Source organism: Burkholderia sp. Nafp2/4-1b, assembly GCF_003635165.1.
Lineage (GTDB): Bacteria > Pseudomonadota > Gammaproteobacteria > Burkholderiales > Burkholderiaceae > Burkholderia.
Genome location: NZ_ML058599.1, coordinates 209,402 through 230,652, shown reverse-complemented (window position 1 = coordinate 230,652; position 21,251 = coordinate 209,402). Strand labels below are relative to the sequence as shown.

At 68.6% G+C, this 21,251-nt stretch carries 17 protein-coding genes and 1 pseudogene; 7 read left to right on the top strand and 11 right to left on the bottom strand.

The genetic code is table 11. The features are described from left to right. The first annotated feature begins 42 nt into the window (after nucleotides 1-42). Nucleotides 43-1,014, top strand: coding sequence for an ornithine cyclodeaminase family protein (locus tag C7H84_RS07575; RefSeq protein WP_121858213.1), 972 nt, complete (start codon nucleotides 43-45; stop codon nucleotides 1,012-1,014). A gap of 29 nt (nucleotides 1,015-1,043) precedes the next feature. Then, nucleotides 1,044-1,766: an HAD-IA family hydrolase gene (locus C7H84_RS07570; RefSeq protein WP_121858306.1), complete on the top strand. Its 723-nt coding sequence runs from the start codon at nucleotides 1,044-1,046 to the stop codon at nucleotides 1,764-1,766. A gap of 44 nt (nucleotides 1,767-1,810) precedes the next feature. On the opposite strand, the gene C7H84_RS07565 is transcribed toward C7H84_RS07570, so the two are convergent. Together C7H84_RS07565 and C7H84_RS07560 are read right to left on the bottom strand one after the other, a co-directional pair. Continuing rightward, nucleotides 1,811-2,428: a glutathione S-transferase family protein gene (locus C7H84_RS07565; RefSeq protein ID WP_121858305.1), complete on the bottom strand. Its 618-nt coding sequence runs from the start codon at nucleotides 2,426-2,428 to the stop codon at nucleotides 1,811-1,813. Nucleotides 2,429-2,558: 130 nt separating this feature from the next. Next, the gene (locus C7H84_RS07560) at nucleotides 2,559-2,927 is read right to left on the bottom strand and encodes a hypothetical protein (protein ID WP_121858212.1); all 369 of its coding nucleotides are present in this window, start codon (nucleotides 2,925-2,927) and stop codon (nucleotides 2,559-2,561) included. A gap of 81 nt (nucleotides 2,928-3,008) precedes the next feature. On the opposite strand from C7H84_RS07560, the gene C7H84_RS07555 reads away from it, so the two are divergent. Next, nucleotides 3,009-3,476 (top strand): MarR family transcriptional regulator, encoded by a 468-nt coding sequence (locus tag C7H84_RS07555; protein WP_121858211.1) that lies wholly within the window; start codon nucleotides 3,009-3,011, stop codon nucleotides 3,474-3,476. 18 nt (nucleotides 3,477-3,494) lie between these two features. Here C7H84_RS07555 and C7H84_RS07550 read toward each other — a convergent pair whose 3' ends face one another. Next, nucleotides 3,495-4,088 (bottom strand): TetR/AcrR family transcriptional regulator, encoded by a 594-nt coding sequence (locus C7H84_RS07550; protein WP_121858210.1) that lies wholly within the window; start codon nucleotides 4,086-4,088, stop codon nucleotides 3,495-3,497. A gap of 118 nt (nucleotides 4,089-4,206) precedes the next feature. On the opposite strand from C7H84_RS07550, the gene C7H84_RS07545 reads away from it, so the two are divergent. Together C7H84_RS07545 and C7H84_RS07540 are read left to right on the top strand one after the other, a co-directional pair. Further along, on the top strand, nucleotides 4,207-5,262 hold the full coding sequence (locus tag C7H84_RS07545) for a saccharopine dehydrogenase NADP-binding domain-containing protein (protein WP_121858209.1): 1,056 nt from the start codon (nucleotides 4,207-4,209) through the stop codon (nucleotides 5,260-5,262). Beyond that, nucleotides 5,249-6,016, top strand: a complete 768-nt coding sequence (locus C7H84_RS07540) for an isocitrate lyase/phosphoenolpyruvate mutase family protein (RefSeq protein ID WP_121858208.1) — start codon at nucleotides 5,249-5,251, stop codon at nucleotides 6,014-6,016. The genes C7H84_RS07545 and C7H84_RS07540 overlap by 14 nt, the downstream gene beginning before the upstream one ends. A gap of 152 nt (nucleotides 6,017-6,168) precedes the next feature. Here C7H84_RS07540 and C7H84_RS07535 read toward each other — a convergent pair whose 3' ends face one another. Then, entirely contained in the window at nucleotides 6,169-7,380 is a 1,212-nt protein-coding gene (locus C7H84_RS07535; protein WP_121858207.1) for an MFS transporter, read from the bottom strand. 70 nt (nucleotides 7,381-7,450) lie between these two features. On the opposite strand from C7H84_RS07535, the gene C7H84_RS07530 reads away from it, so the two are divergent. Next, nucleotides 7,451-8,485 carry an AraC family transcriptional regulator gene (locus tag C7H84_RS07530; RefSeq protein ID WP_121858206.1) on the top strand — a complete coding sequence of 345 codons (1,035 nt, stop codon included), beginning with the start codon at nucleotides 7,451-7,453 and terminating at the stop codon, nucleotides 8,483-8,485. A gap of 162 nt (nucleotides 8,486-8,647) precedes the next feature. Here the strand turns inward: C7H84_RS07530 and C7H84_RS07525 are convergent, their stop codons facing one another. The 3 genes and pseudogenes from C7H84_RS07525 to C7H84_RS37090 form a co-directional block, all read right to left on the bottom strand. Continuing rightward, a complete protein-coding gene (locus C7H84_RS07525; RefSeq protein WP_162999231.1) occupies nucleotides 8,648-8,815 on the bottom strand; it encodes a hypothetical protein in 168 nt (55 codons plus the stop codon). Between the two features lie 74 nt (nucleotides 8,816-8,889). Beyond that, entirely contained in the window at nucleotides 8,890-10,803 is a 1,914-nt protein-coding gene (locus tag C7H84_RS07520) for a DUF3857 and transglutaminase domain-containing protein (protein WP_121858304.1), read from the bottom strand. A gap of 142 nt (nucleotides 10,804-10,945) precedes the next feature. Continuing rightward, nucleotides 10,946-11,068 (bottom strand): annotated as a pseudogene (locus C7H84_RS37090) (DUF1840 family protein); the annotation flags it as partial. Between the two features lie 431 nt (nucleotides 11,069-11,499). Between C7H84_RS37090 and C7H84_RS07510 the strand changes: the two are divergent. After that, nucleotides 11,500-12,363: a crotonase/enoyl-CoA hydratase family protein gene (locus C7H84_RS07510; protein WP_121858204.1), complete on the top strand. Its 864-nt coding sequence runs from the start codon at nucleotides 11,500-11,502 to the stop codon at nucleotides 12,361-12,363. A 56-nt stretch (nucleotides 12,364-12,419) separates the two neighbouring features. Here the strand turns inward: C7H84_RS07510 and pdeR are convergent, their stop codons facing one another. The 4 genes from pdeR to C7H84_RS07490 all read right to left on the bottom strand — a co-directional run bounded on the left by pdeR (nucleotide 12,420) and on the right by C7H84_RS07490 (nucleotide 21,200). After that, nucleotides 12,420-14,423: a cyclic di-GMP phosphodiesterase gene (gene pdeR / locus C7H84_RS07505; protein WP_121858203.1), complete on the bottom strand. Its 2,004-nt coding sequence runs from the start codon at nucleotides 14,421-14,423 to the stop codon at nucleotides 12,420-12,422. 720 nt (nucleotides 14,424-15,143) lie between these two features. Further along, on the bottom strand, nucleotides 15,144-18,782 hold the full coding sequence (locus tag C7H84_RS07500) for a hydantoinase B/oxoprolinase family protein (RefSeq protein ID WP_121858202.1): 3,639 nt from the start codon (nucleotides 18,780-18,782) through the stop codon (nucleotides 15,144-15,146). A gap of 123 nt (nucleotides 18,783-18,905) precedes the next feature. Next, a complete protein-coding gene (locus C7H84_RS07495; protein ID WP_121858303.1) occupies nucleotides 18,906-20,210 on the bottom strand; it encodes an MFS transporter in 1,305 nt (434 codons plus the stop codon). A 216-nt stretch (nucleotides 20,211-20,426) separates the two neighbouring features. Next, on the bottom strand, nucleotides 20,427-21,200 hold the full coding sequence (locus C7H84_RS07490) for a putative hydro-lyase (RefSeq protein WP_121858302.1): 774 nt from the start codon (nucleotides 21,198-21,200) through the stop codon (nucleotides 20,427-20,429). Nucleotides 21,201-21,251: the final 51 nt, after the last annotated feature.

Below are 21,251 nucleotides of genomic sequence, written 5' to 3'. Positions count from 1 at the left end.
GCTTCGCGTTGCCCCTCTATAACCTCTACAGGCTCGCCCACCATGCCGACAGACGCCCAACTCCTTCTGCTCGACCGCGATGTCGTCGAGCCGGCCCTTCGAGCCGAGCAGGTGATGGCGGCCGTGCGCGAAGCCTTCGTGCTGCACAGCGAACGCGCCGGCCGCGTGTTCCCGGTCGTGCGCGAGAAGCTGCATACGGGCGGCGTGTTCGGCATCAAGTCGGGCGACGTCGGGAGCCAGGACCTGCTCGGTTTCAAGGCGGCCGGGTTCTGGCCCGGTAATCGGACTCGGGGCGGCGAGCCGCATCAGGCGACGATCGCGTTGTTCGACCCGGCCACCGGCCGCCCGCTCTGCATCATGGACGGCAACGCGATCACCACCGCCCGCACCGGCGCGGCCGGCGGCCTCGGGTTGCAGGCGCTCGCGCGCCACGACAGCACGCGCGTCTGCGTGTTCGGCACCGGCGTGCAGGCGCGCGTGCAGCTCGACTATGCGATCAGGCTGCTGCCGCAGCGATGCACTGTGCAGTACGTGAACGTCCGCGGCGAGCCGGATCCGGTATTCGAAGCGGCATTCCGCGACCGCTGCGACATTCGCGTCGCACGGGACAAGAACGATGCGGTGGCCCATAGCGACGTCGTCATCACGGCGACACCCGGCGGCGGCCCGCTGTTCGATGCGGACGCCGTTCAGCCGGGCACGCACCTGACCTGCGTCGGAGCCGACACGGCGGGCAAGCGCGAATTGCCCGAAGGCGTGCTGCAGCGTGCGCGCATCTTCGTCGACGACCACGAGCAGGCGCGCAGCATCGGCGAGTGCCAATGGGCGCCCGATCTGCCGCGCACCGAAATCGGCGACGTGCTCGCCGGCACCGTGGCGGTCGATCGCACGTCGAGCGAGATCACCGTGTTCGACATGACGGGCCTCGCGCTGCAGGACCTGACCGTTGCGCGTTTTCTGTATCGGCTGGCCGCCGATAACGGCACGGGGCGCTCGATCGCGTGGCCGTGGTGAACGGCAGCCGCGTGGTATCTTCCGTCGCCATGCCCCTGACCCACGTTTGCGCCATCTCGTTCGACCTCGACGACACGCTCTGGCCGTTCGGCCCTTCCGTCGCGCGCGCCGAGGCGTCGCTGCATGCGTGGCTGATCGCACACGCACCCAATACCGCGAGCGTGCTGCCCACGTCGCAAGCGCTCAGCGACTTGCGCGACGAATACGAACGCTCGCGGCCGGATCTCGCCAGCGACTATCGTGCGCTGCGCATCGGATCGATCCGGCTTGCACTGGAACGCGCGAACGAAGACGTCACGCTGACCGAGCGCGCCTATGACGCGTTCTACGCCGCGCGGAATCAGGTCGAGTTCTTCGACGATGCGCTGCCCGCGCTCGCATGGTTGAGCGCAAGGTTTCCGCTGATCGCGGTGACGAACGGCAACGCGGATCTTCGCTTGACCGGCGGCGGCGAGTTCTTCCGCGAGACGCTCAGTGCGCGGTCGTTCGGATTCGCGAAACCCGAGCCGGAAATCTTTCATGCGGCCGCCGCGACGCTTGGCGTGCGGGCGGCGGAACTGCTGCACGTCGGCGACGACTTCCACCTCGATGTCGTCGGTGCACTGAATGCGGGGCTGCAAGCCGCGTGGGTCGTGCGCCACGAACGGCCGGAAACCGAGCACGCTGCGCATCGTGCCCCGTCCCCGCATCTGACCGTGCGCGACTTGTCGATGCTGTGCCGTGCGCTCGGTGGGCCTGTCGAGGCGTCGTAGCCGCAAGCCGGCTAACACGCGCAATCGCGCGATCGACCGCCGACTCACGCCGCCTTGCGTGCGTCCGCGATCCGTTGCGGCGCCTTCGGCCGTGCATACAGCCGCTCGAGATACGCCTGCAATTGCGGGAACGCATCGAGCAGGTGGCACTCGCCGGCCCAGTCGACCAGATACGCGGTCACGCAATCGGCCACCGTCAGCGTGTCGCCGACGATGAATTCACGCCCTTCGAGATGCCGTTCGAGAATCACGGCCATCGCCTTGAAATCCTCGCGCGCGAGTTCGATATCGGCAGGCAGCCGCTTCTCCGGCGGATAGAGGAACGTATGCCGCGTGATGCGCCACAGCGGCTGCTCGAGCTCCGTCACCGCGAACATCACCCACCGGTACGCCTGCGCACGCAGCGCCAGGTCGACGGGCAGCAGCGCCTTCTCCGGATACTTGTCCGCGAGATACAGCACGATCGCGGCCGACTCCGGAATCACGAGATCGCCGTCCACCAGCACGGGCACCTTGCCGACCTGATTGATTTTCAGGAATTCGGGCCGCTTGTGCTCGCCCGCCAGCAGGTTGACCGACACGAACTCGAAATCCGCATCCAGTTCCTTGAGCCCCCACAGCGCGCGTTGCGAGCGCGTGCCGGCGAATCCGTAAAGTTTCATCGCAATGTCTCCAGCGAAGATGTCGGGGAACAGCGCCGCACGCAGGCGACGGCCGAGCAATCGCTTCGAATGCGGCGACTGCCTCGGCCATCCCGGCCGCTTCCGCCGCGCGCGCAACGCGTGTCGTCGTTCACATGCCGGGCACCGCGAGCACCGGCATCACGTCGATTGTCTCGCCCGGGAACAGCGTGAAATGCGGATGGCCTTCGAACAGCGCGGCGGCCGCGTCGTGCGATGCCGCGCGCACGACGGTAAAGCCGCTCATCGCATTGGCGGTGTCCGTCACGCCGCCCTTGCCGATCGTCTTGGTCTTGCCGAGCGGGCCGCCGAGTTCGACGATCGCGTCGCGATGGCGTTCGACCCACGCATGCCAAGCGGCGATCCCGTCGCGCTCCCGCGTGCGCCGCTCGTCCTCCGGCAGCGCCATCCATGCCTTCATGGCCGGGCTGTCCTTGCTGCCGAGGAATACCGCGAGATACAACTGCTGTTGAGCACTCATGCTTCCTCCGTCCGATGGCGGGAACGACGGGTGCCGTTCCCCGCCCTTGACACGATAGGTTGATATCAACACAATTGCAACATGGCACGCAAAGAAAAGCTCCCCTTCGAAACGACGCTGATGGTGCGCGATTGCTGCCTGTGCCTGCACATGCAGCGCGCGGCGCGCAATCTCGCGCGCATCTTCGACGATGTGCTGCGTCCGCTGGATCTCACCAACGGCCAGTTTTCGCTATTGATGTCGCTGAACCGGCCGCAGCCGGCCGCGATGAAATCGGTCGCGTCGCTGCTCGCGATGGACCGCACCACGCTCACCGCCGCGCTGAAGCCGCTCGAGCGGCGCGGGCTCGTCACCATCGCGCAGGATCCGGACGACAAGCGCAGCCGCCTGCTCGAACTCACGCCGGCCGGCCATCAGTTGCTCGCCGAAGCGTTTCCGCTGTGGCAGCAGACGCACGCCGAGATCGAACGGCCGTTCGCGGCGGGCGAAGTCGACGTGTTGCGCGGCCAGTTGCGCGCGCTGTCGGAAGATCCGGCTACGCGCCGGTGAAGCGGCTCGGCCCACGATTCACTTGCGGCCCTTCTTCGGCATCAGCAGTTGCGCGAACTCCTGCAGGAAGCGTGCGGGGCCGTGCGCGTGCAGCGCCTGCCCGCTGCTGAGCGCGCCGTCGATCACGGTCGCGAGCCGCAACGCATAGGTTTCCGGCTCGTCGATCCGCATCGCGGCGGCGAGCTCCGTGAGCCGGCGCCGCATCTCCTGCTTGTGCGCGACGGCGACCTTGCGGGCCGGATGATTGCCGTCCGCGTATTCGGCGGCGATGTTGATCTGCGGACAGCCGCGATAACCGGGGCGCTCGATGCGCTCGCCGATCCACTGCAACTGCGCGTCGAGTTCCTCGCGCGGCGTGCGCCGGTATTGCGCGGCCACCGCGTCCCAGTGCGCCCAGAAATCCGCATCCTCGCGCAACAGGAACGCCTCGATCAGGTCGTCCTTCGTCGCGAAGTGCCGGTACAGGCTCGTTTTTGCCACGCCTGCCTGCGCGACGATCAGATCCACGCCGACCGCCCGCGTACCCTCCCGATAGAACAGCGCGCTCGCCGTCTGCAGAATGCGTTCGCGCGTATCCAGCGCGCTCCCGTTCGTATCTGTTCCCTTTTTCATCGATGCCCGGCCATCGAGGGCCGCCTGTCCTGCAAAGTGGCTTCGATGATAGCACCGCGAGGTTGACGACGATACAGGTCTGTACTATAAAACAGACCGTTCTGTATCGGAGTGGATCATGGACGGTCAAATGACGGTTGCGGTGTATGGCGCCACGGGTCACACCGGGCGGTTTGTCCTGGCTGAGCTGGAACGGCGCGGCCTCGGCGCGATCCGCATCGGGCGTGATGCGGCCCGGCTTGCGCAAGGCGGCGACGACGCGGCGCGGTGGCACGTCGCATCGGTCGACGATCCGGCCGCGCTCGACGCCGCATTGCGCGGCGCGCACGCGGTGATCAACTGCGCGGGGCCGTACCTCGATACCACGCTGCCGCTCGCCGACGCGGCGGTGCGGGCCGGCATCCCGTATCTCGACCTGACGGCCGAGCAGCCGTCGGTCCAGGCGCTGACCGACCAGCGCGACGCCCGCGCGCGCGCCGCCGGCGTGACGCTCGTGCCGGCCGCCGCGTTCTACGGCGGGCTGGCCGACCTGCTCGTCACGGCCGTCGTCGACCCGCGCGAGCCGGTCGAACGCGTCGACGTCGCGACGGGCCTCGACAGCTGGCATCCGACCCGCGGCACGCGCGTGACCGGCGAGCGCAATCATGCGGTCCGGCTGATTCAGAAGGACGGCAAGCCGACCGCGGTGCCGTCGAGCGCACGCGAACGCACGTGGCCGTTCCCGGCGCCGCTCGGCAACGTCGACGTGACGCTGCTGCCGTTTTCCGAAGTGATGACGCTGACGCATCATCTGCGCATCGATACGATCGAGTCCTGGCTCGCGACGCTCGCGCTGCGCGAGTTACGCGATGCCGGCACGCCGCCGCCGCAACCGGTCGATGGGCTCGGCCGCTCGGCGCAGCAGTTCGCGATGGACGTCGTCGTCGCGCAGAACGGCGTCACGCATCGCGCGACCGCATCGGGGCGCGACATCTATGCGGTCAGCGCGCCGATCATCGTCGAGGCGACGGTGCGCCTGCTGAGCGGCAGGACGTTGACGTCAGGCGGCGTGCGCAGCCTCGGCGAACTGTTCGACGCGCGCGATTTCCTCGCGGCGCTCGACACGATCGACGTATCGTTCAGCAAGACTACCGATTCGAATTTCAACCGGAGGGACGAGCATGAGCAGCAATAACAAGGAAAAAGCCGCGTATTTCCGTTCGCTTCACCGTGCGGGACAGCCGCTCGCGCTGTTCAACGTGTGGGACGCAGGCAGCGCGCGCACGGTGGCGGATGCGGGCGGTGTCGCGCTGGCGACCGGCAGTTGGTCGGTCGCGGTCGCGAACGGTTTCGTCGACGGCGAGCAGATGCCGAAGGCGCTGGTGATGGAAGTGCTCGCGCGGATCGCGCAGGCGACCGACCTGCCCGTCACCGTCGATCTGGAAAGCGGCTATGGCGAGCGGCTGGAGGATGTCGCCGACACGATCGCGCGCAGCATCGAAGCCGGCGCGATCGGCTGCAACCTCGAGGACAGTTTTCCGGCGACGGGCGAATTGCGCGCGGTCGACGACGCGGCCGCGCGTCTCGCGGCGGCCCGGCAGGCGGCCGATCGCGCGGAAATCGGCTACTTCATCAACGCGCGCACCGACGTGTTCTTCAAGGCCGCGGCCGACACGCACGACGAGCGGCTGCTCGACGACGTGCTGACCCGCGCACGCGCTTACGCGGCGGCCGGCGCCGACGGCCTGTTCGTGCCCGGCCTGCGCTCGCCGGCGCTGATTCGCGCGCTGACGGCCGCGTCGCCGCTGCCCGTGAACATCATGCGCGTGTCGGAAACGCCGACGCTGGCCGAACTCGCCGACTACGGCGTGGCCCGCATCAGCCACGGACCGTACCCTTACCTGCAGGCAATGAAGGCGCTCGCGGCGGTGGTGAAGCACGGCGCCTGATCAACCGATGAAGGGCGCATGATGCAAAACGCGGGCACGCAGCATGAATGCAACGTGCCCGCGCCAAAACCCTCAGGAATCCACACCGCTGCCGGCTGCGCGGTGTATCGCATGGCAGGCCGAGGTATGTCGGCCGGCCCGCGCGCCGCGCCTCACTCGGCCAGCGCCGCCGCTCCGCCGACCCGCTTCGGCACGCCCGTCACGATCGTCGCGACCGCGACGGCCAGCACCGCAGCCGCACCCAGGAACACGCCGCCCGCGCCGTTCGCGTCGAACACGACGCCGCCCGCCGCCGCGCCCGTCGCGATGGCCAGTTGAATCGCCGCGACGATCAGCCCGCCCGCGCTTTCGGCTTCATCGGGCACGGTGCGCGTGACCCACGTCGACCACGCGACCGGCACGCCGCCGAACGCCATCCCCCACAACGCGACGAGCACTGCATCGAGCATCGGCGCGCGGCCCAGCACGACGAGCGCGATGCCGAGCACGACCATCAGCGCCGGCATCCCGATCAGCATCGGCCGCAGCCGGTGTTCGAGCACGCGGCCCGCGAGCGACGTGCCGACGAAGTTCGCGATCCCGTAGCCGAGCAGGATCGCCGACAGCCCGTTCACGCCGACGCCCGCGACCTGTTCGAGGAACGGCCGCAGATACGTGAAGAACGCGAAATGCCCGGTGAACACGAGGATCGTCGCGAACATCCCGGGGCCGACGGTCGGCCGGCGCAGCACGTCGACGAGCGTGCGCAGCCGCGTCGTGCCGCTCGGCGGCATCGACGGCAGCGTGATGACCTGCGACACGAACGCGATGCCGCCGAGTCCGGCCGCGATCAGGAACACGTTGCGCCAGCCGATCAGGTGCCCGAAGTAGCTGCCCATCGGCGCGGACGCGATCGTCGCGACCGCCACGCCGCTGAAGATGATCGACAGCGCGCGCGGCACCATCGCGGTCGGCACGAGCCGCATCGCGGTCGCCGTCGCCATCGTCCAGAAGCCGCCGAGCGCGACGCCCAGCACCACGCGGCCGATCAGCAGCAGCGCCAGGTTGGGCGCGAACGCGACGGCGAGATTCGATGCGACGAGCAGCACCGAGAACGCGAGCAGCACGCGGCGCCGGTCGATCGTGCGCGTGAGCGCCGAGATCAACAGGCTCGTGACGAGCGCGACCGTCGCGGTGGCCGTGACGGCCTGGCCGGCCACGCCTTCGGTCACGCCGAGGCTGTCGGCCATCGGCGTGAGCAGGCTTGCGGGCAGGAATTCAGCGGTGACGAGGCCGAACACGCCGAGCGTCATCGCGAAGACGGCGCCCCAGGCCGGTTCGCGGGGAGCCGCCGTGGTGGCGGCAGAGGAGATTCCGGGATTCATGCGTCGTTCCGAGTCGGATAGGGAAAATACTGATGACGGCCTATCGTAAGGACCGACAGCAGGACGGTCTATGACATACAATCCGCTCTTATTGATCGATCGTCCGAATCTCAATATGTCCGAACCCCTGCTTCCTCCCGTTCCCGACGTGCACGACCTCGTCAGCGAATTGCTGCTGGGCATGCGCCTGAGCGGCGTGCAGTACCGCCGGATCCAGGTGCCACGGCCGTTCGGGCTGAGTTTCGGCCATGCGCCGGGCCGCGCGCAGTTCCATTTCGTCGGGCGCGGGCCCGTGCTGCTGCGCGACGCGGACGGCACGACGGTCCGACTCGAGGCCGGCGACGCGATCCTGCTGCCGCACGGCCGCACGCACGCGCTGGTGTCCGATCCGGATGCGCCGTGCCGGGAGATCGGCGGGTTCGAGGTCGCGAAGATCTGCGATACGGTCGCGGCGGTCGGCGCGCCATCGTGCGCGGCGGCGGAGCCGGCCGCCGGCGACGCGCTGATCTTCAGCGCCTGCATGGAGCTCGATCTCGGCGGCATGCAGCCGCTCGTCGGCACGATGCCGGCGTTCATGCACGTCGGCACGCTGCTCGCGCGCTACCCGGAAATCCGCCCGATGCTCGACGCGATGGAGCGCGAATCGTGCTCGGAACGCGCGGGCTTCGCGGGCATCCTCGCGCGGCTCGCGGACGTGGTCGCCGCGTTCATCGTGCGCGGCTGGGTCGAGTGCGGGTGCGGCGACGCGACGGGCTGGGTGCAGGCGCTGCGCGAACCGAAGCTCGGCCGCGCGATCGTCGCGCTGCATCGCGAGCCGGGGCGCAACTGGAGCGTCGCGGAGCTCGCCGCGGAAGCGGGCGTGTCGCGCTCGGTGTTCGCGGAACGCTTTCTGGCAGCAACCGGGATGACCCCGGTGCGCTACCTGACCGAGCTGCGGATGCGGCTCGCCGCGCAGTGGATCGCGCGCGACCGCGAGACGATCGAAGCCGTCGCGTACCGGCTCGGCTACGGTTCGCTCGCCGCGTTCAGCCGTGCGTTCAAGCGCGTGGTCGGGCGGCCGCCGGGCGCAGTGCGCGCGGAAGGCGACACGCATGCCGAGGTTTGACGTGTAACGCTCGATGCCACACGCGACGCGAGGCGAGACACAAGGCGACGCGATGCGAACGCCGGTCGATCCCCGCTGGCGTCGCTCTCGCCGCTTCGCTCCCGCTGGCTTCGCTCCGCCGTCGTCCCGCGTCACGTTTCCGCTCAGTCGCTGCGATTCCGCTCAGTCGCTGCGCGCGTCGAGCCGGTCCACCAGCGCCGTCGCGCACTGCACGGCCAGCTCCGCGCACTGTTGCGCATCCACCGGCGCGCCGTTCATCATCGCGCCCTGCACGATCCGGCCCAGCAATTCCTTCGACAATTCCGCGATCTCGTGTTCCCGTTCAGTCATGTTCCTCTCCCGCGCGTCGGCCGAGTCGGCCCGCATTCGACCGTGCCGAGCACAGTTCATGCCGCGCTCCACGTTCAACGTCGCCGTGCCCGCACGACGATCTGTGCCTGCGTGTCGCGCTCGATGCGTTCGAGCGACGCGCGCAGCGCCGTGAACTCGTCCGGCGTGCAGACCTGCCGGCCGAACGCCGCCGTCATCCTGCGCGTAACCTGCACGACGTGCGCGTTCGGATCGAACACGTAATGCGACGTGAAGTCGACGAAGCGGTCGTGCACGGCCGTATCGGTCGGCAAGTCGGTTACCGCGGCATTGGCCGGCAGCGCGATCTGGCCGGTCTCGTCGAACGTGCCGCCGATGCACACCCACGGCTGCGTGCGCACGGGCTCGGCGAGCCAGCCTTCGACCTGCGTCGCGATTCCGCCCGTGAGGCTCGACAGCGCCGGCACCGCCGTCGTGCCGTCGGGCCACACGAAGTGATCGAGCGTGCCCGCATACGTGACGTCGAACGGCCCGTTCGTCGCCCGGCGCTCGCTCGTCGCGATCTGCGCGCGGCCGCGCAGCCCGCTTTGCCGCAGACGTTCGTTCGCGAGCTGCCGCACGCGCTCGGGCGGCGCACGCCGAAACAGCGTTCGTTCGAGCTCCGCGGTCCAGCCGTCGTCCTCGACGAGCGCCTGGACGCGCGCGGCGCCCGGCTGCGCGGCATCGATCGCCACGCGCGCGGTGCGGCGCTTCGGCTGCGTAACCGGTGTGCGCGACAGCACGCCGGTATCGACGAGTAGCGCCGGCCGGTCCATCACGATCGGCGGCAGGTAGCCGAACGCGATGCCGCTCGTGGTCGTGTCGGCGTAGAGGCCGAGATCGGGCAGCCACGTGATCGCGTGATTGATCGCACCGCCGCCGTAACCGGGCACCGACGGCAGCGTGTAGACGGAGCCGAGATTGATCAGCACCGGTTCGCTGCGGATCCCGATCGCCGCGAGCAACGCGCCGAAAAGCGCGACGTGGTCCTTGCAGTCGCCGTAGCGATTGCGCAGGATGTCCGTCACGCGATGCGGCGCGGCGGCCGTCTCGCCGAGAAAGAGCGCGACGTACCGCACGTTCGCCTGCACCCAGTCGTACAGGATGCGCGCCTTGTCATGCGGATCGGCGCTATCGGCCGTGAGCGCGCGCGCCAGTTGCACGACGGCCGGATCGTTGGCGCTCGGGTCCACGGCCGCGTTGCGGTAGCGCGCGGCGAACGCCGCATAGTCGGGCAACGTGGATACCACGAGGCGGTCGCCGTAGGTCGGATAACCGACCGCGCCGCTCTCGATGCGATCGTACGGGCCGTGCCGGTAATCGAACTCGTAGCGCGTGCGGCCGTTCGCGGTGACGGGCGGCAATGCGACGTAGCCGTGCGCATCGGCATGCAGCGGCAGGTCGGCCGGCACGTCGAAGATCAGCCGCTGGTTCTCCACCGGTTCGCGCGACGGTTCGACGGTGTAGCCGAAGTAACCGGCGTTGACCGGCCTCGTGCGCGACTTGTGGAACGCGATGCGCGTGCTGGACCCGGCCTCCACGCCAGGAAACACGACGGTGCGCAGCAGCCCGTCCTGGAAGGTCGGGGCGCCGGCCGAGCGCGGCTCCTGCACGTCGCGGATGCCTTCCGGGCCGACCGGATGCGCGACACCGTCGCGATCGATCGTCTCGGCGGCGACCAGCTCGACCTTCTCCAGGTTCTTGTCGAACCACACGTAGCGCTGCGCGATCGCATCGATCCCGTTCGCGTCGTTCGCGCGCACGGTCGAATCGTCGTGTTCATCGAGCGAACCGTCGTGCTGGAGCACGAATACGTGGACATCGCTGACGAGCGTGACGGGCGCGGCGTCGCCCGTGTCGGCGAGCGCGGGCCGTGCAAGCGCCAGCGCAACCGCGGCGGACACGCGGGCGAGTGCAGCGATGCGCGCCGGCACGCAGCCGGTCAATCGGAGGAACGGGAAACGCACCACGTCGAAGCTCTCCGCGCGTTCGTGTTCGGTCGGCCACGACGGACAGGCATCGACGCAAACCACACACGCACCCGCGCAGCCCTCGCCCGTCGCTCGGACCAGTGTGGGTGACGTGCCGGCGAGCGTCAAGCGACGCAGCAGCGGCCTGCGTCGAATGCGCGAGCGTACTTTCCCGCGCCGCGTCGTTCGTGATCGCCCGCTCGAGTCGCGCGATCGCGCCCGGCAATTCGTCGGTGGAAATCACACCGCGTACGTCGAGCGTCCGCAGGTCTCGTCCCGGCGCGTCGGGTGCGATCCGTCAAAGCTGGCCGACGCGCGGCCGCTGCACCCGTCCGCACAATCCATGCGACGCCGCCGACTGTGCGGCATCACTTTCAGCGCCTGGACGATCGGCCATCACGCAGTCCGATCGCCGTTGTCGCATACGCAAACGTTGGCGACCACGGATCCGGGCCACGCCTTTCCCGTCGCCGTCCTCCCGCCAGGCGATCACATCGATCGCGTCGTTCGCATGGCCCGCACGATTCGCGCCGCATGCGATGCGGACCGCGTCCCGGTCATGCGTTTTTCCCCGCAATTCGACATTAGTGTGCGCGCAACAATGGCGATGCCTCGCGGCCGGCGCCGTGCGGGGGCACGTTTTCCACGACGCCGGCCGCGATGCCTTTGGAAAACCACATCTCACGAGGACATACCATGCAACTCCAATCCCATCCGGCGTGCCGTCCGTTCTACGAAGCAGGAGAACTCTCGCAACTGACCGCGTTCTATGAGGAAGGGCGCAATGTCATGTGGATGATGCTGAGATCCGAGCCGCGGCCGTGCTTCAACCAGCAGCTCGTCACCGACATCATCCATCTCGCACGCGTCGCACGCGACTCGGGCCTGCGGTTCGACTTCTGGGTGACGGGCTCGCTCGTCCCCGAGCTGTTCAATGTCGGCGGCGACCTGAGCTTCTTCGTCGACGCGATCCGCAGCGGCCGCCGCGACCAGCTGATGGCCTACGCGCGTTCGTGCATCGACGGCGTCTACGAGATCTACACGGGCTTCGGCACCGGTGCGATCTCGATCGCGATGGTCGAGGGCAGCGCGCTGGGCGGCGGCTTCGAGGCTGCCCTAGCGCACCACTACATGCTCGCGCAGAAAGGCGTGAAGCTCGGCTTTCCCGAGATCGCGTTCAATCTGTTCCCGGGCATGGGCGGCTATTCGCTGGTCGCGCGCAAGGCGGACCGCGGGCTCGCGGAATCGCTGATCTCGACCGGCGAGCCGCATGCGGCAGAGTGGTACGAGGATCGCGGGCTCGTCGACGAGACGTTCGACGCGGGCGACGCGTATCTCGCGACACGCACCTTCATCGACGTGATGAAGCCGAAGCTGAACGGCATCCGCGCGATGCTGCGCGCACGCGAGCGCGTGTTCCAGCTCACGCGTTCCGAGCTGATGGACATCACCGAGGAATGGGTGCACGCGGCGTTCACGATCGAGCCGAAGGATCTCGCGTACATGGAACGTCTGGTGATGCTGCAGAACCGGCGCGTGTCGAAGCTGCGCACGGTGTGATGTGAACGGAGCGCGCCGCCGCTCGGCCGGCGGCGCGCTCCGTCATGCGGCGGCGCTCAGGCGATCAGCCTGAGCTTTCTCGTTTCCGCGAGCCAGGCCTCGAAGGCCTGCGCCGGCATCGGCCGCGCGAAGTAGTAGCCCTGCGCGTAATCGACGGCGATCTGCTTCAGGAATTCGGCTTCCGCGTGGGTCTCGACGCCTTCGGCGACCACCGAGAAACTCAGCGCCTTCGCGAGCGACACGACCGAGCGCACCAGCGCCTGCGAGCGCGGATTGCGGTCGATGCCCGTGATGAAGCTGCGATCGAGCTTGATCGAATCGAGCGGCAGGCGCGACAGCTGAGACAGCGACGAATAGCCGGTGCCGAAATCGTCGAGGTGAATCTCCGCGCCGAGCTGGCGGAACTCCTTCATCAACTCGTGCGCCGCTTCTTCGTCCTCGATGAAACTGCTTTCGGTGAGCTCGATATCGACGAGGCTCGGCTTCTGCCCCGCGCCGTCGAGAATCGACGCGAACTGCTGGACGATGTTCATGTCCTGCAATTGCCGTGCGGACACGTTCACCGCGATCCGCACGCCAAGCCCCTTCGCCTTCCACGCGGCGGCCTGCGCGGCGGCGGTGCGCATCACCCAGCGTCCGAGCGGCGCGATCAGCCCCGACTCTTCGGCGAACCGGATGAATTCGATCGGCGCGACGAGCCCGCGATCGGGGGACTGCCAGCGGATCAGCGCCTCGACGCTGTGCACGTCGCCGGTCGCGATGTCGACGACCGGCTGGTAGTGCAGCACGAACTGCTCTTCCTCGAGCGCCTTGCGCAGGTTCGTGTCGAGCCACATGTACTTCGCGACCTTCTGGTTCATCTCCTGCGAGAACACGCGGTACGTATGCTTGCCTTCTTCCTTCGCGACGTACATCGCGGTATCGGCGCTGCGGATCAGCGTCTCGAGCGAATCGCCGTGCTGCGGATACATCGCGATGCCGATCGAGCAGCTCGTGTAGATCTCCACCAGCCCGAGATGAATCGGCGTGCGCATCCGTTCGAGGATGATCTGCGCGGTCGCCTCCAGCAGTGGCCGCGTGCCGTGCTCGAACAGCACCAGGAACTCGTCGCCGCCGAGTCGCGCGAGCGTCGCGCCGGACGGCAGGCAGCCGCTGATGATCGCGGACACGTCCTTCAGCAGGCGGTCGCCGGTGATGTGCCCGTAGTGATCGTTGACGCGCTTGAAGTTGTCGAGATCGAGGAACAGGATGCCGACCTGGCCTCGCATGTCGGTACGGTCCGCGGCCAGCGCCGCGCCGATGCGCTCGCTGATCGCATGACGGTTCGGCAGGCCGGTCAGCACGTCGGTGTTCGCGAGCTCGGTGAGCCGCTGCTGCGCGTTGCGCTCCTCGGTGACGTCGACGCCCGAGCAGATCAGGTATTGCTCGTCGACGCCGCTGCCGCTCTGCACGAACTTGTTGCGGAACTGGAACAGGCGCGGCCCGTTAACTGTGTTGATGTAGCGCTCGACCGCGAACGAGTGGTTGCTCGCGAAAAAGCCGGTGATGTTGCTGCGCGACTGCGCGCCCTGCTCGGGGCTCATGAACAGCTCGAACGCGCTGCGGCCGATCACGTCGACTTCACGCTTGCCCGTCACTTCCTCGCACAGGCGGTTGAAGCGCTGCACCATGCCGTTGCGGTCGAGGATCACGACGAGCGAATTCACTTCGGACACGACCTGCTCGGCGAACGCGAGCCCATGCGCGAGGTCGCTCGCGACGGACGCGGTATCGGAATAGGCGGAGGCCGTGCCGGCCCAGTTCGACGTGTCGACCTTCCTGCCGACCAGATGGAGGCTGACCGGATCGCCGAACAGCGCGAGTTCGAGCACGAGATGAGACGTGACGCCGGTGAGCGCGCGGATCCGCGCGGCCTGCTCGCCGGTCAGGGCCACCGCGACATTGGTCAGGCCGCGAACGGCGGCCAGCTCCAGCGCGTTGCTGTCGCTGCCGAGACGCCAGCAGGGGCTGCGCGTACCGACGTGCGCTTCGAGCACCGCGCTATCGTTTTCGTCATCCATGGACACGCCCCGATCCAGAAAAAACGCACAGTGTAGACGGAGCCGAAGTGGCCGCCGACCGCCGGGCGCGCCACGCGCGTACCCGGCCGGATTGTCGTGATGGCCGTGATGGCCCCGACAACGAGCCTCGTTCCGTATTTGTTTGCAACTAATCCGACCCGGCGTTCGCGCTTCCCGTGCGCAGGTTTTCCAAACGAATGAATGGAAGCCATCTTATCAAATGAAGATGAGGATTGACACTCACATTCGGAACGGAGTGTCAAGGAACCGGAACTCAATTGGCAGCGGGGATTTTCCGTGGTTGCGGGCTGCGCGCTTGCGGCCCGGCAGCGGCCCGCGAGCGTCGGCGCAATACCGGCGCTCTGCCCCGCCGGACGGGCGTTTGCGCGGAATCGCAGGGGCGCGGCATCGATCGGCTGTGGGTGCCGTCAAGCCGGGGTCGGATCGCATCGGGACGGGCGCGAAATGGGGTTATTGCCATTTCGCCCTATGCGGGAATACGGGTCTTTATTCCTCCAATGCGTCGCAATATCGCATCGATCAATCGGAATGGATATATCGCGGCGTCGTGCTCGCCGTGACGCAATTCGAATGGAACCGGTACGAACGCGCCGCCCCGGCCGCGACTGCGCGCCAAAACCGGGCGTCGGGTGAACCTCCGCACGGTTTTCGCGCATTGCGCCGCATTGCGATGCGTTGCGGCGCGCTCCGTCGCGCCGGTCAGCCCGCCGCGCCGTACCCGCCGCCGCCCGGCGTTTCGACGACGAACACGTCGCCGGCCGCCATCTGCGCGCGGCCGATATGGTCGAGCATCTCGATCGTGCCGTCCGCCCGCTCGATCGTGTTGCGGCCGAGCGCGCCGGCCTCGCCGCCCGCCGCGCCGAACGGCGCGTGGATCCGGTTGTTCGACAGGATCGACGCGGTCATCGGCTCGAGGAAGCGGATCCGCCGCACCGCGCCGTCGCCGCCGCGCCAGCGCCCGCCGCCGCCCGACCCGGCGCGCAGCCGATGCGAGTCGAGCCGCACCGGGTAGCGCCATTCGAGCACCTCCGGATCGGTCAGCCGCGAGTTGGTCATGTGCGTCTGCACCGCGCCGACGCCCGCGAAGCCGTCGCCCGCGCCGCTGCCGCCGGCGATGGTCTCGTAGTACTGATAGCGATCGTTGCCGAATGTGAAGTTGTTCATCGTTCCCTGGCTCGACGCGACGCAGCCGAGCGCGCCGTACAGCGCGTTGGTGATCGCCGACGACGTCTCGACGTTGCCCGACACCACGGCCGCCGGATACTCGGGATTCAGCATCGAGCGCGCCGGCACGATCACCGTCAGCGGTTTCAGGCAGCCGGCGTTCAGCGGGATGTCGTCGCCGACCAGCGTACGGAACACGTACAGCACGGCGGCCATGCAGACGGCCTTCGGCGCGTTGAAGTTGTTGTCGAGCTGCGCGGACGTGCCGGTGAAATCGATCTCCGCGCGCCGCGCCGCGCGGTCGACGCGGATCGCGACCCGGATCTCCGCGCCGTTGTCGAGCGGATACCGGTATGCGCCGTCCTGCAGCGCGCCGATCACGCGCCGCACCGCTTCTTCCGCGTTGTCCTGCACGTGCCCCATGAACGCGAGCACGACGTCGCGGCCGAACAGCTCGACCATCCGCCGCAACTCGTCGACGCCCTTCTGGTTCGCGGCGATCTGCGCGCGCAGGTCGGCCATGTTCTGCTCGACGTTGCGCGCCGGGTAGCGGCCCGACGCGAGCAGCGCGCGCGTGTCCGCATCGCGCAGCACGCCGGCCGATACGAGCTGCCAGTTATCGATCAGCACGCCCTCTTCGTCGATGTGCGTCGAATCGGGCGGCATCGAGCCCGGCGTCGTGCCGCCGATGTCCGCATGGTGGCCGCGCGAGCCGACGTAGAACAGCGGCGTGTCCGAGCCGTCCGCGAACACCGGCGTGATCACGGTGACGTCCGGCAGGTGCGTGCCGCCGTGATACGGATCGTTCAGCATGAACACGTCGCCGTCGCGCATGCGGCCGCGGTTGCGCTCGATCACCGTGCGGATGCTCTCGCCCATCGAACCGAGGTGCACGGGCATGTGCGGCGCGTTCGCGATCAGGTTGCCGTCGCCGTCGAAGATCGCGCACGAGAAGTCGAGCCGCTCCTTGATGTTGACCGAGTACGCGGTGTTCTGCAGCCGCAGCCCCATCTGCTCGGCGATCGACATGAACAGGTTGTTGAAGATCTCGAGGCGCACCGGATCGGCGTCGGTGCCGAGCGAGCGGCGTGTCGGCAGCGGCGTGGTGCGGGTCAGCACGAGGTTGCCCTGCGCGGTCATCTGCGCGCGCCAGCCGGGCTCGACCACGGTCGTGCCGTTCTTCTCCGCGACGATCGCCGGGCCGTCGATCGTATCGCCGGCCAGCAGCGTGTCACGCACGTACAGCGCGGCGTCGTGCCATTGGCCGGCCGAGTAGAACCGCACCGCGCTGTGCGCGTGCGGCGCCGCGCCTGCGTCGCGCGGCACGAGCGGCGCGATTTCGACCGGCGCATCCGAGCGGCCGATCGCCTCGACCGACGCCAGTTCGGCGACGAGCGGCGTGCCCGGCATCAGGAATGCGTAGCGCTGCCGGTACGCGGTTTCGAACGCCTGCTGCATCGCCGCGACCGAGCCCGCCGGCACGTCGAGTGCGGAATCGGTGCCCTGGTAGCGCAGGTGCACGCGCCGCTCCGTCGCGATGCGCTCCGGCGGCACGCCCTGTTCGAGCAGCGCGCCGACCGCATCGTCGGTCAGCCGGTCGAGCGCCGCGTTCAGCGCCGGCAGCGATTCGTCGGACAACACGGCTTCCACCGCGCGCTCGCGCATCGCGGTCTGGTCGGCCAGGCCCATTCCGTACGCGGACAGCACGCCCGCGAGAGGATGCGCGAACACCTGCGTCATCCCGAGCGCGTCGGCCACGCCGCACGCATGCTGGCCGCCCGCGCCGCCGAACGTCGTCAGCACGTAGCGCGACACGTCGTGACCGCGCTGCACCGAGATCTTCTTGATCGCGTTCGCCATGCTGCCGATCGCGATTTCCAGGAACCCTTCGGCGAGCGCCTCGGGTGTGTCGCGCCGCCCGGTCGCCGCGTGGATCTCGTCGGCGAGCGCCTGGAACTTCGCGACCACGCCGTCGCGGTCGAGCGGTTCGTCCGCATGCGGGCCGAACACGCGCGGGAAATGATCGGGCTGGATCTTGCCGAGCATCACGTTGCAGTCGGTCACCGTCAGCGGGCCGCCGCGCCGGTAGGCGGCCGGCCCCGGGTTCGCGCCGGCCGATTCGGGCCCGACGCGCAGCCGCGCGCCGTCGAAGCCGAGCACCGAGCCGCCGCCGGCCGCGACCGTGTGGATGCTCATCATCGGCGCACGCATCCGCACGCCGGCCACCTGCGTCTCGAACACGCGCTCGAATTCGCCGTTGTAGTGCGACACGTCGGTCGACGTGCCGCCCATGTCGAAGCCGATCACGCGCTCGAAGCCGGCCGCGCGCGCGGCCCGCACCATCCCGACGATGCCACCGGCCGGTCCGGACAGGATCGCGTCCTTGCCCTGGAACGCGTCGGCACGCGTCAAGCCGCCGCTGCTCTGCATGAACTGCAGGTTCACGCCCGGCATCTCGTGCGCGACCTGCTCGACGTAGCGGCGCAGGATCGGTGACAGGTACGCGTCGACCACGGTCGTGTCGCCGCGCGACACCATCTTCATCAACGGCGACACTTCGTGCGACACCGATACCTGCGTGAAGCCGATCCGGCGCGCCAGCTCGGCCAGCGCGCGTTCGTGCGCGGTGTAGCGATAGCCGTGGATCAGCACGATCGCCAGTGCCTGCACGCCCGAGTCGAACACGCGGCGCAGCGCCGCTTCCGCGCCGCGCAGGTCGAGCGGCACGACGACGTCGCCGTGCGCGCCGATCCGTTCATCGACTTCGACGACGGTCTCGTACAGCGCATCGGGCAGCACGATGTCGAGATCGAACAGGCGCGGCCGGTTCTGGTACGCGATGCGCAGCACGTCGCGAAAGCCGCGCGTCGTCGCGAGCGCGGTGCGTTCGCCCTTGCGCTCGAGCAGCGCGTTGGTCGCGACCGTCGTGCCCATCTTCACCATGTCGACGCGTTCGGGCGTGATCGGCTCGCCGTCGGCGAGGCCGAGCAGGTGCCGAATTCCGGCGACGGCCGCATCGCGATACTGTTCGGGGTTCTCCGACAGCAGCTTGTGCGTGACGAGCGAACCGTCCGGCCGGCGCGCGACGATGTCGGTGAAGGTGCCGCCGCGGTCGATCCAGAATTGCCAGCGGGCGGCGTCGGAGGAAACGGGGAAGGTGTGTCGGTCAGTCATGGCGATGAACTCGATGCGTCGTTGATTCGAAGGACGAGCGCCGCCGCACGGCGCGCGTCGCGCGCCGCGTCAGGGGCTTCGATGAACAGGGAGAGGTAAGGCGGCGGCCGGTTTGACGCTCGCTTACGCGGCGTCGAGTTCGCGTCCGCGCGTTTCGGGCAGCGTCAGCGCGGCGACGATCAGCACGCCGTACGCGGCCACCGCGAAGATGCCGATGCTCGCGCCGAGCCCGTAGTGCTTCGACAGCGCGCCGATCAGGAACGGGAACAACGCACCGACCGCGCGGCCCACGTTGTAGCAGAAGCCCTGCCCCGAGCCGCGCACGCGCGTCGGGAACAGCTCGGTGAGGAACGCGCCCATCCCCGAGAAGATGCCCGATGCGAAGAAGCCGAGCGGGAAGCCGAGCCACAGCATCGAAGCGTTCGTGAGGTGCAGCACCGGTGACGTGTAGGCGAACGCGATCACCATCGAGCCGAGCGCGAACAGGATGAAGTTCGGCTTGCGGCCGAGGCGGTCGGTGAGATATGCGCTCGTCAGGTAGCCGATCCACGAGCCGATGATGATCGTCGCGAGATAGCCGCCGGTGCCCATCACGGTCAGATGCCGCTCGGTCTTCAGGAAGGTCGGCAGCCAGGTCGTGATCGCGTAGTAGCCGCCCTGCGCGCCGGTGGTCAGCAGCGCCGCGCGCAGCGTCGTCGACAGCAGCTTCGGCGCGAAGATTTCGGTGAAGCGCGGTGCGTCGGCGCCCTTCGCCTGCGTGGCCTTCTCCTTCTCGTAGACGTCCGGCTCCTTCACGTAGCGGCGGATCACGACCACCAGCAGCGCGGGCGCGAGGCCGATGAGGAACAGCGCGCGCCACGCCTGCTCGGCCGGCAGCACCGAGAACAGCAGCGCATAGAGCAGCGCCGACAGCCCCCAGCCGATCGCCCAGCCCGACTGCACGAGGCCGACCGCCTTGCCGCGATCGCGCGCGCGGATCACTTCGCCGATCAGCACCGCGCCGGCCGTCCATTCGCCGCCGAAGCCGAAGCCCATCAGCGCGCGCGCCGCGAGCAGCTGGTGATAGTTCTGCGCGAGCCCGCACAGCGCGGTGAACACCGCGAACCACAGCACCGTCAGCTGCAGCGTGCGCACACGACCGATCCGGTCCGACAGGATGCCCGCGAGCCAGCCGCCGAGCGCCGACGCGAGCAGCGTCATCGTGCCGATGAAGCCGGCGTCCGCGAGCGAGATGCCCCAGGTCGCGACGAGCGTCGGGATCACGAACGACAGCATCTGCGTGTCCATCCCGTCGAGCATGTAGCCGACCTTGCAGCTCCAGAACGCGCGGCGCTCGCGCGGCTGCGCGTCCGCATACCATCCGAACAGGCCGTTGCGCGCGGGATCCGCCGGGTCGGCGGCGGGTGCCGCGAGGGTCTTGCTTTCCATGGTGAAGCTCCTGTCGAAATGTGCGGTCGAGACCGGCACGTTCTGCGTGTGGTGTGTGTGCTTCGTATGTGTGCTGCGTACGTGTGCCGCTTGCGTCGCGCTTGCGAGCGTCAAGTCGCGGCGCAGCCCTCCAGCCGGGCGGATCGTCACCGGCCGCGGCGGGCTACCGCGACCGAGCCAAACCGGCGGCCGCGCGGGCCGCCGGCATTCGTCGGATCAGAACACGGCCAGCGACGCGTTCGTGATGTCGGTCATCAGCATGTAGCCCGGCGTATGCGCGATCGCGAGCGGCAGCTTCGCTTCCATCAGCGCGGTTTGCGGCGTCACGCCGCACGCCCAGAACACCGGCAGCTCGCCGTCGCGCACCGTCACCGCGTCGCCGAAATCGGGCGCGCCGAGATCGGCAATCCCCAGTTCCTCCGGATGGCCGATATGAACCGGCGCGCCGTGCACGCCGGGGAACCGGCTCGTGATCTGCACCGCGCGGATCGCGTCGGCGCCGCGCAACGGGCGCATCGACACGACCAGCTGGCCGCCGAAGATGCCCGCGCGGCGGTTCGGGATCGACGTGCGGTACATCGGCACGTTGCGCCCTTCGTCGATGTGGCGCAGCCGGATCCCTTCGCGCGCCAGCATGTCCTCGAACGAGAACGAGCAGCCGATCGCGAACACGACGAAATCGTCGCGCCACAGCGCTTCGAGCGAATCGACGCGCTCCGTCAGCACGCCATCCCTGTATACGTTGTAGCTCGGCACGTCGGTGCGGATATCGAGATCTTCGCCGAGCACGTCGAGCCGGAACGCACCCGCTTCGCCGACGCCCAGCAGCGGGCACGCCTTCGGATTCGCCTGACAGAAGCGCAGGAAATCGTGCGCATACGCGTTCGGCAGGATCGCGAGATTCGCTTGCGCGAACGGGCCGCACTGGCCGGCGGTCGGGTTGCGGAACGCGCCGCTGCGTACGGACTGGCGGAATTCGGAAGGCGTCATGATGTCGGGTAGCGGATCGATGTTGTCGGGCCGACGATGTCGTTGCGTCAG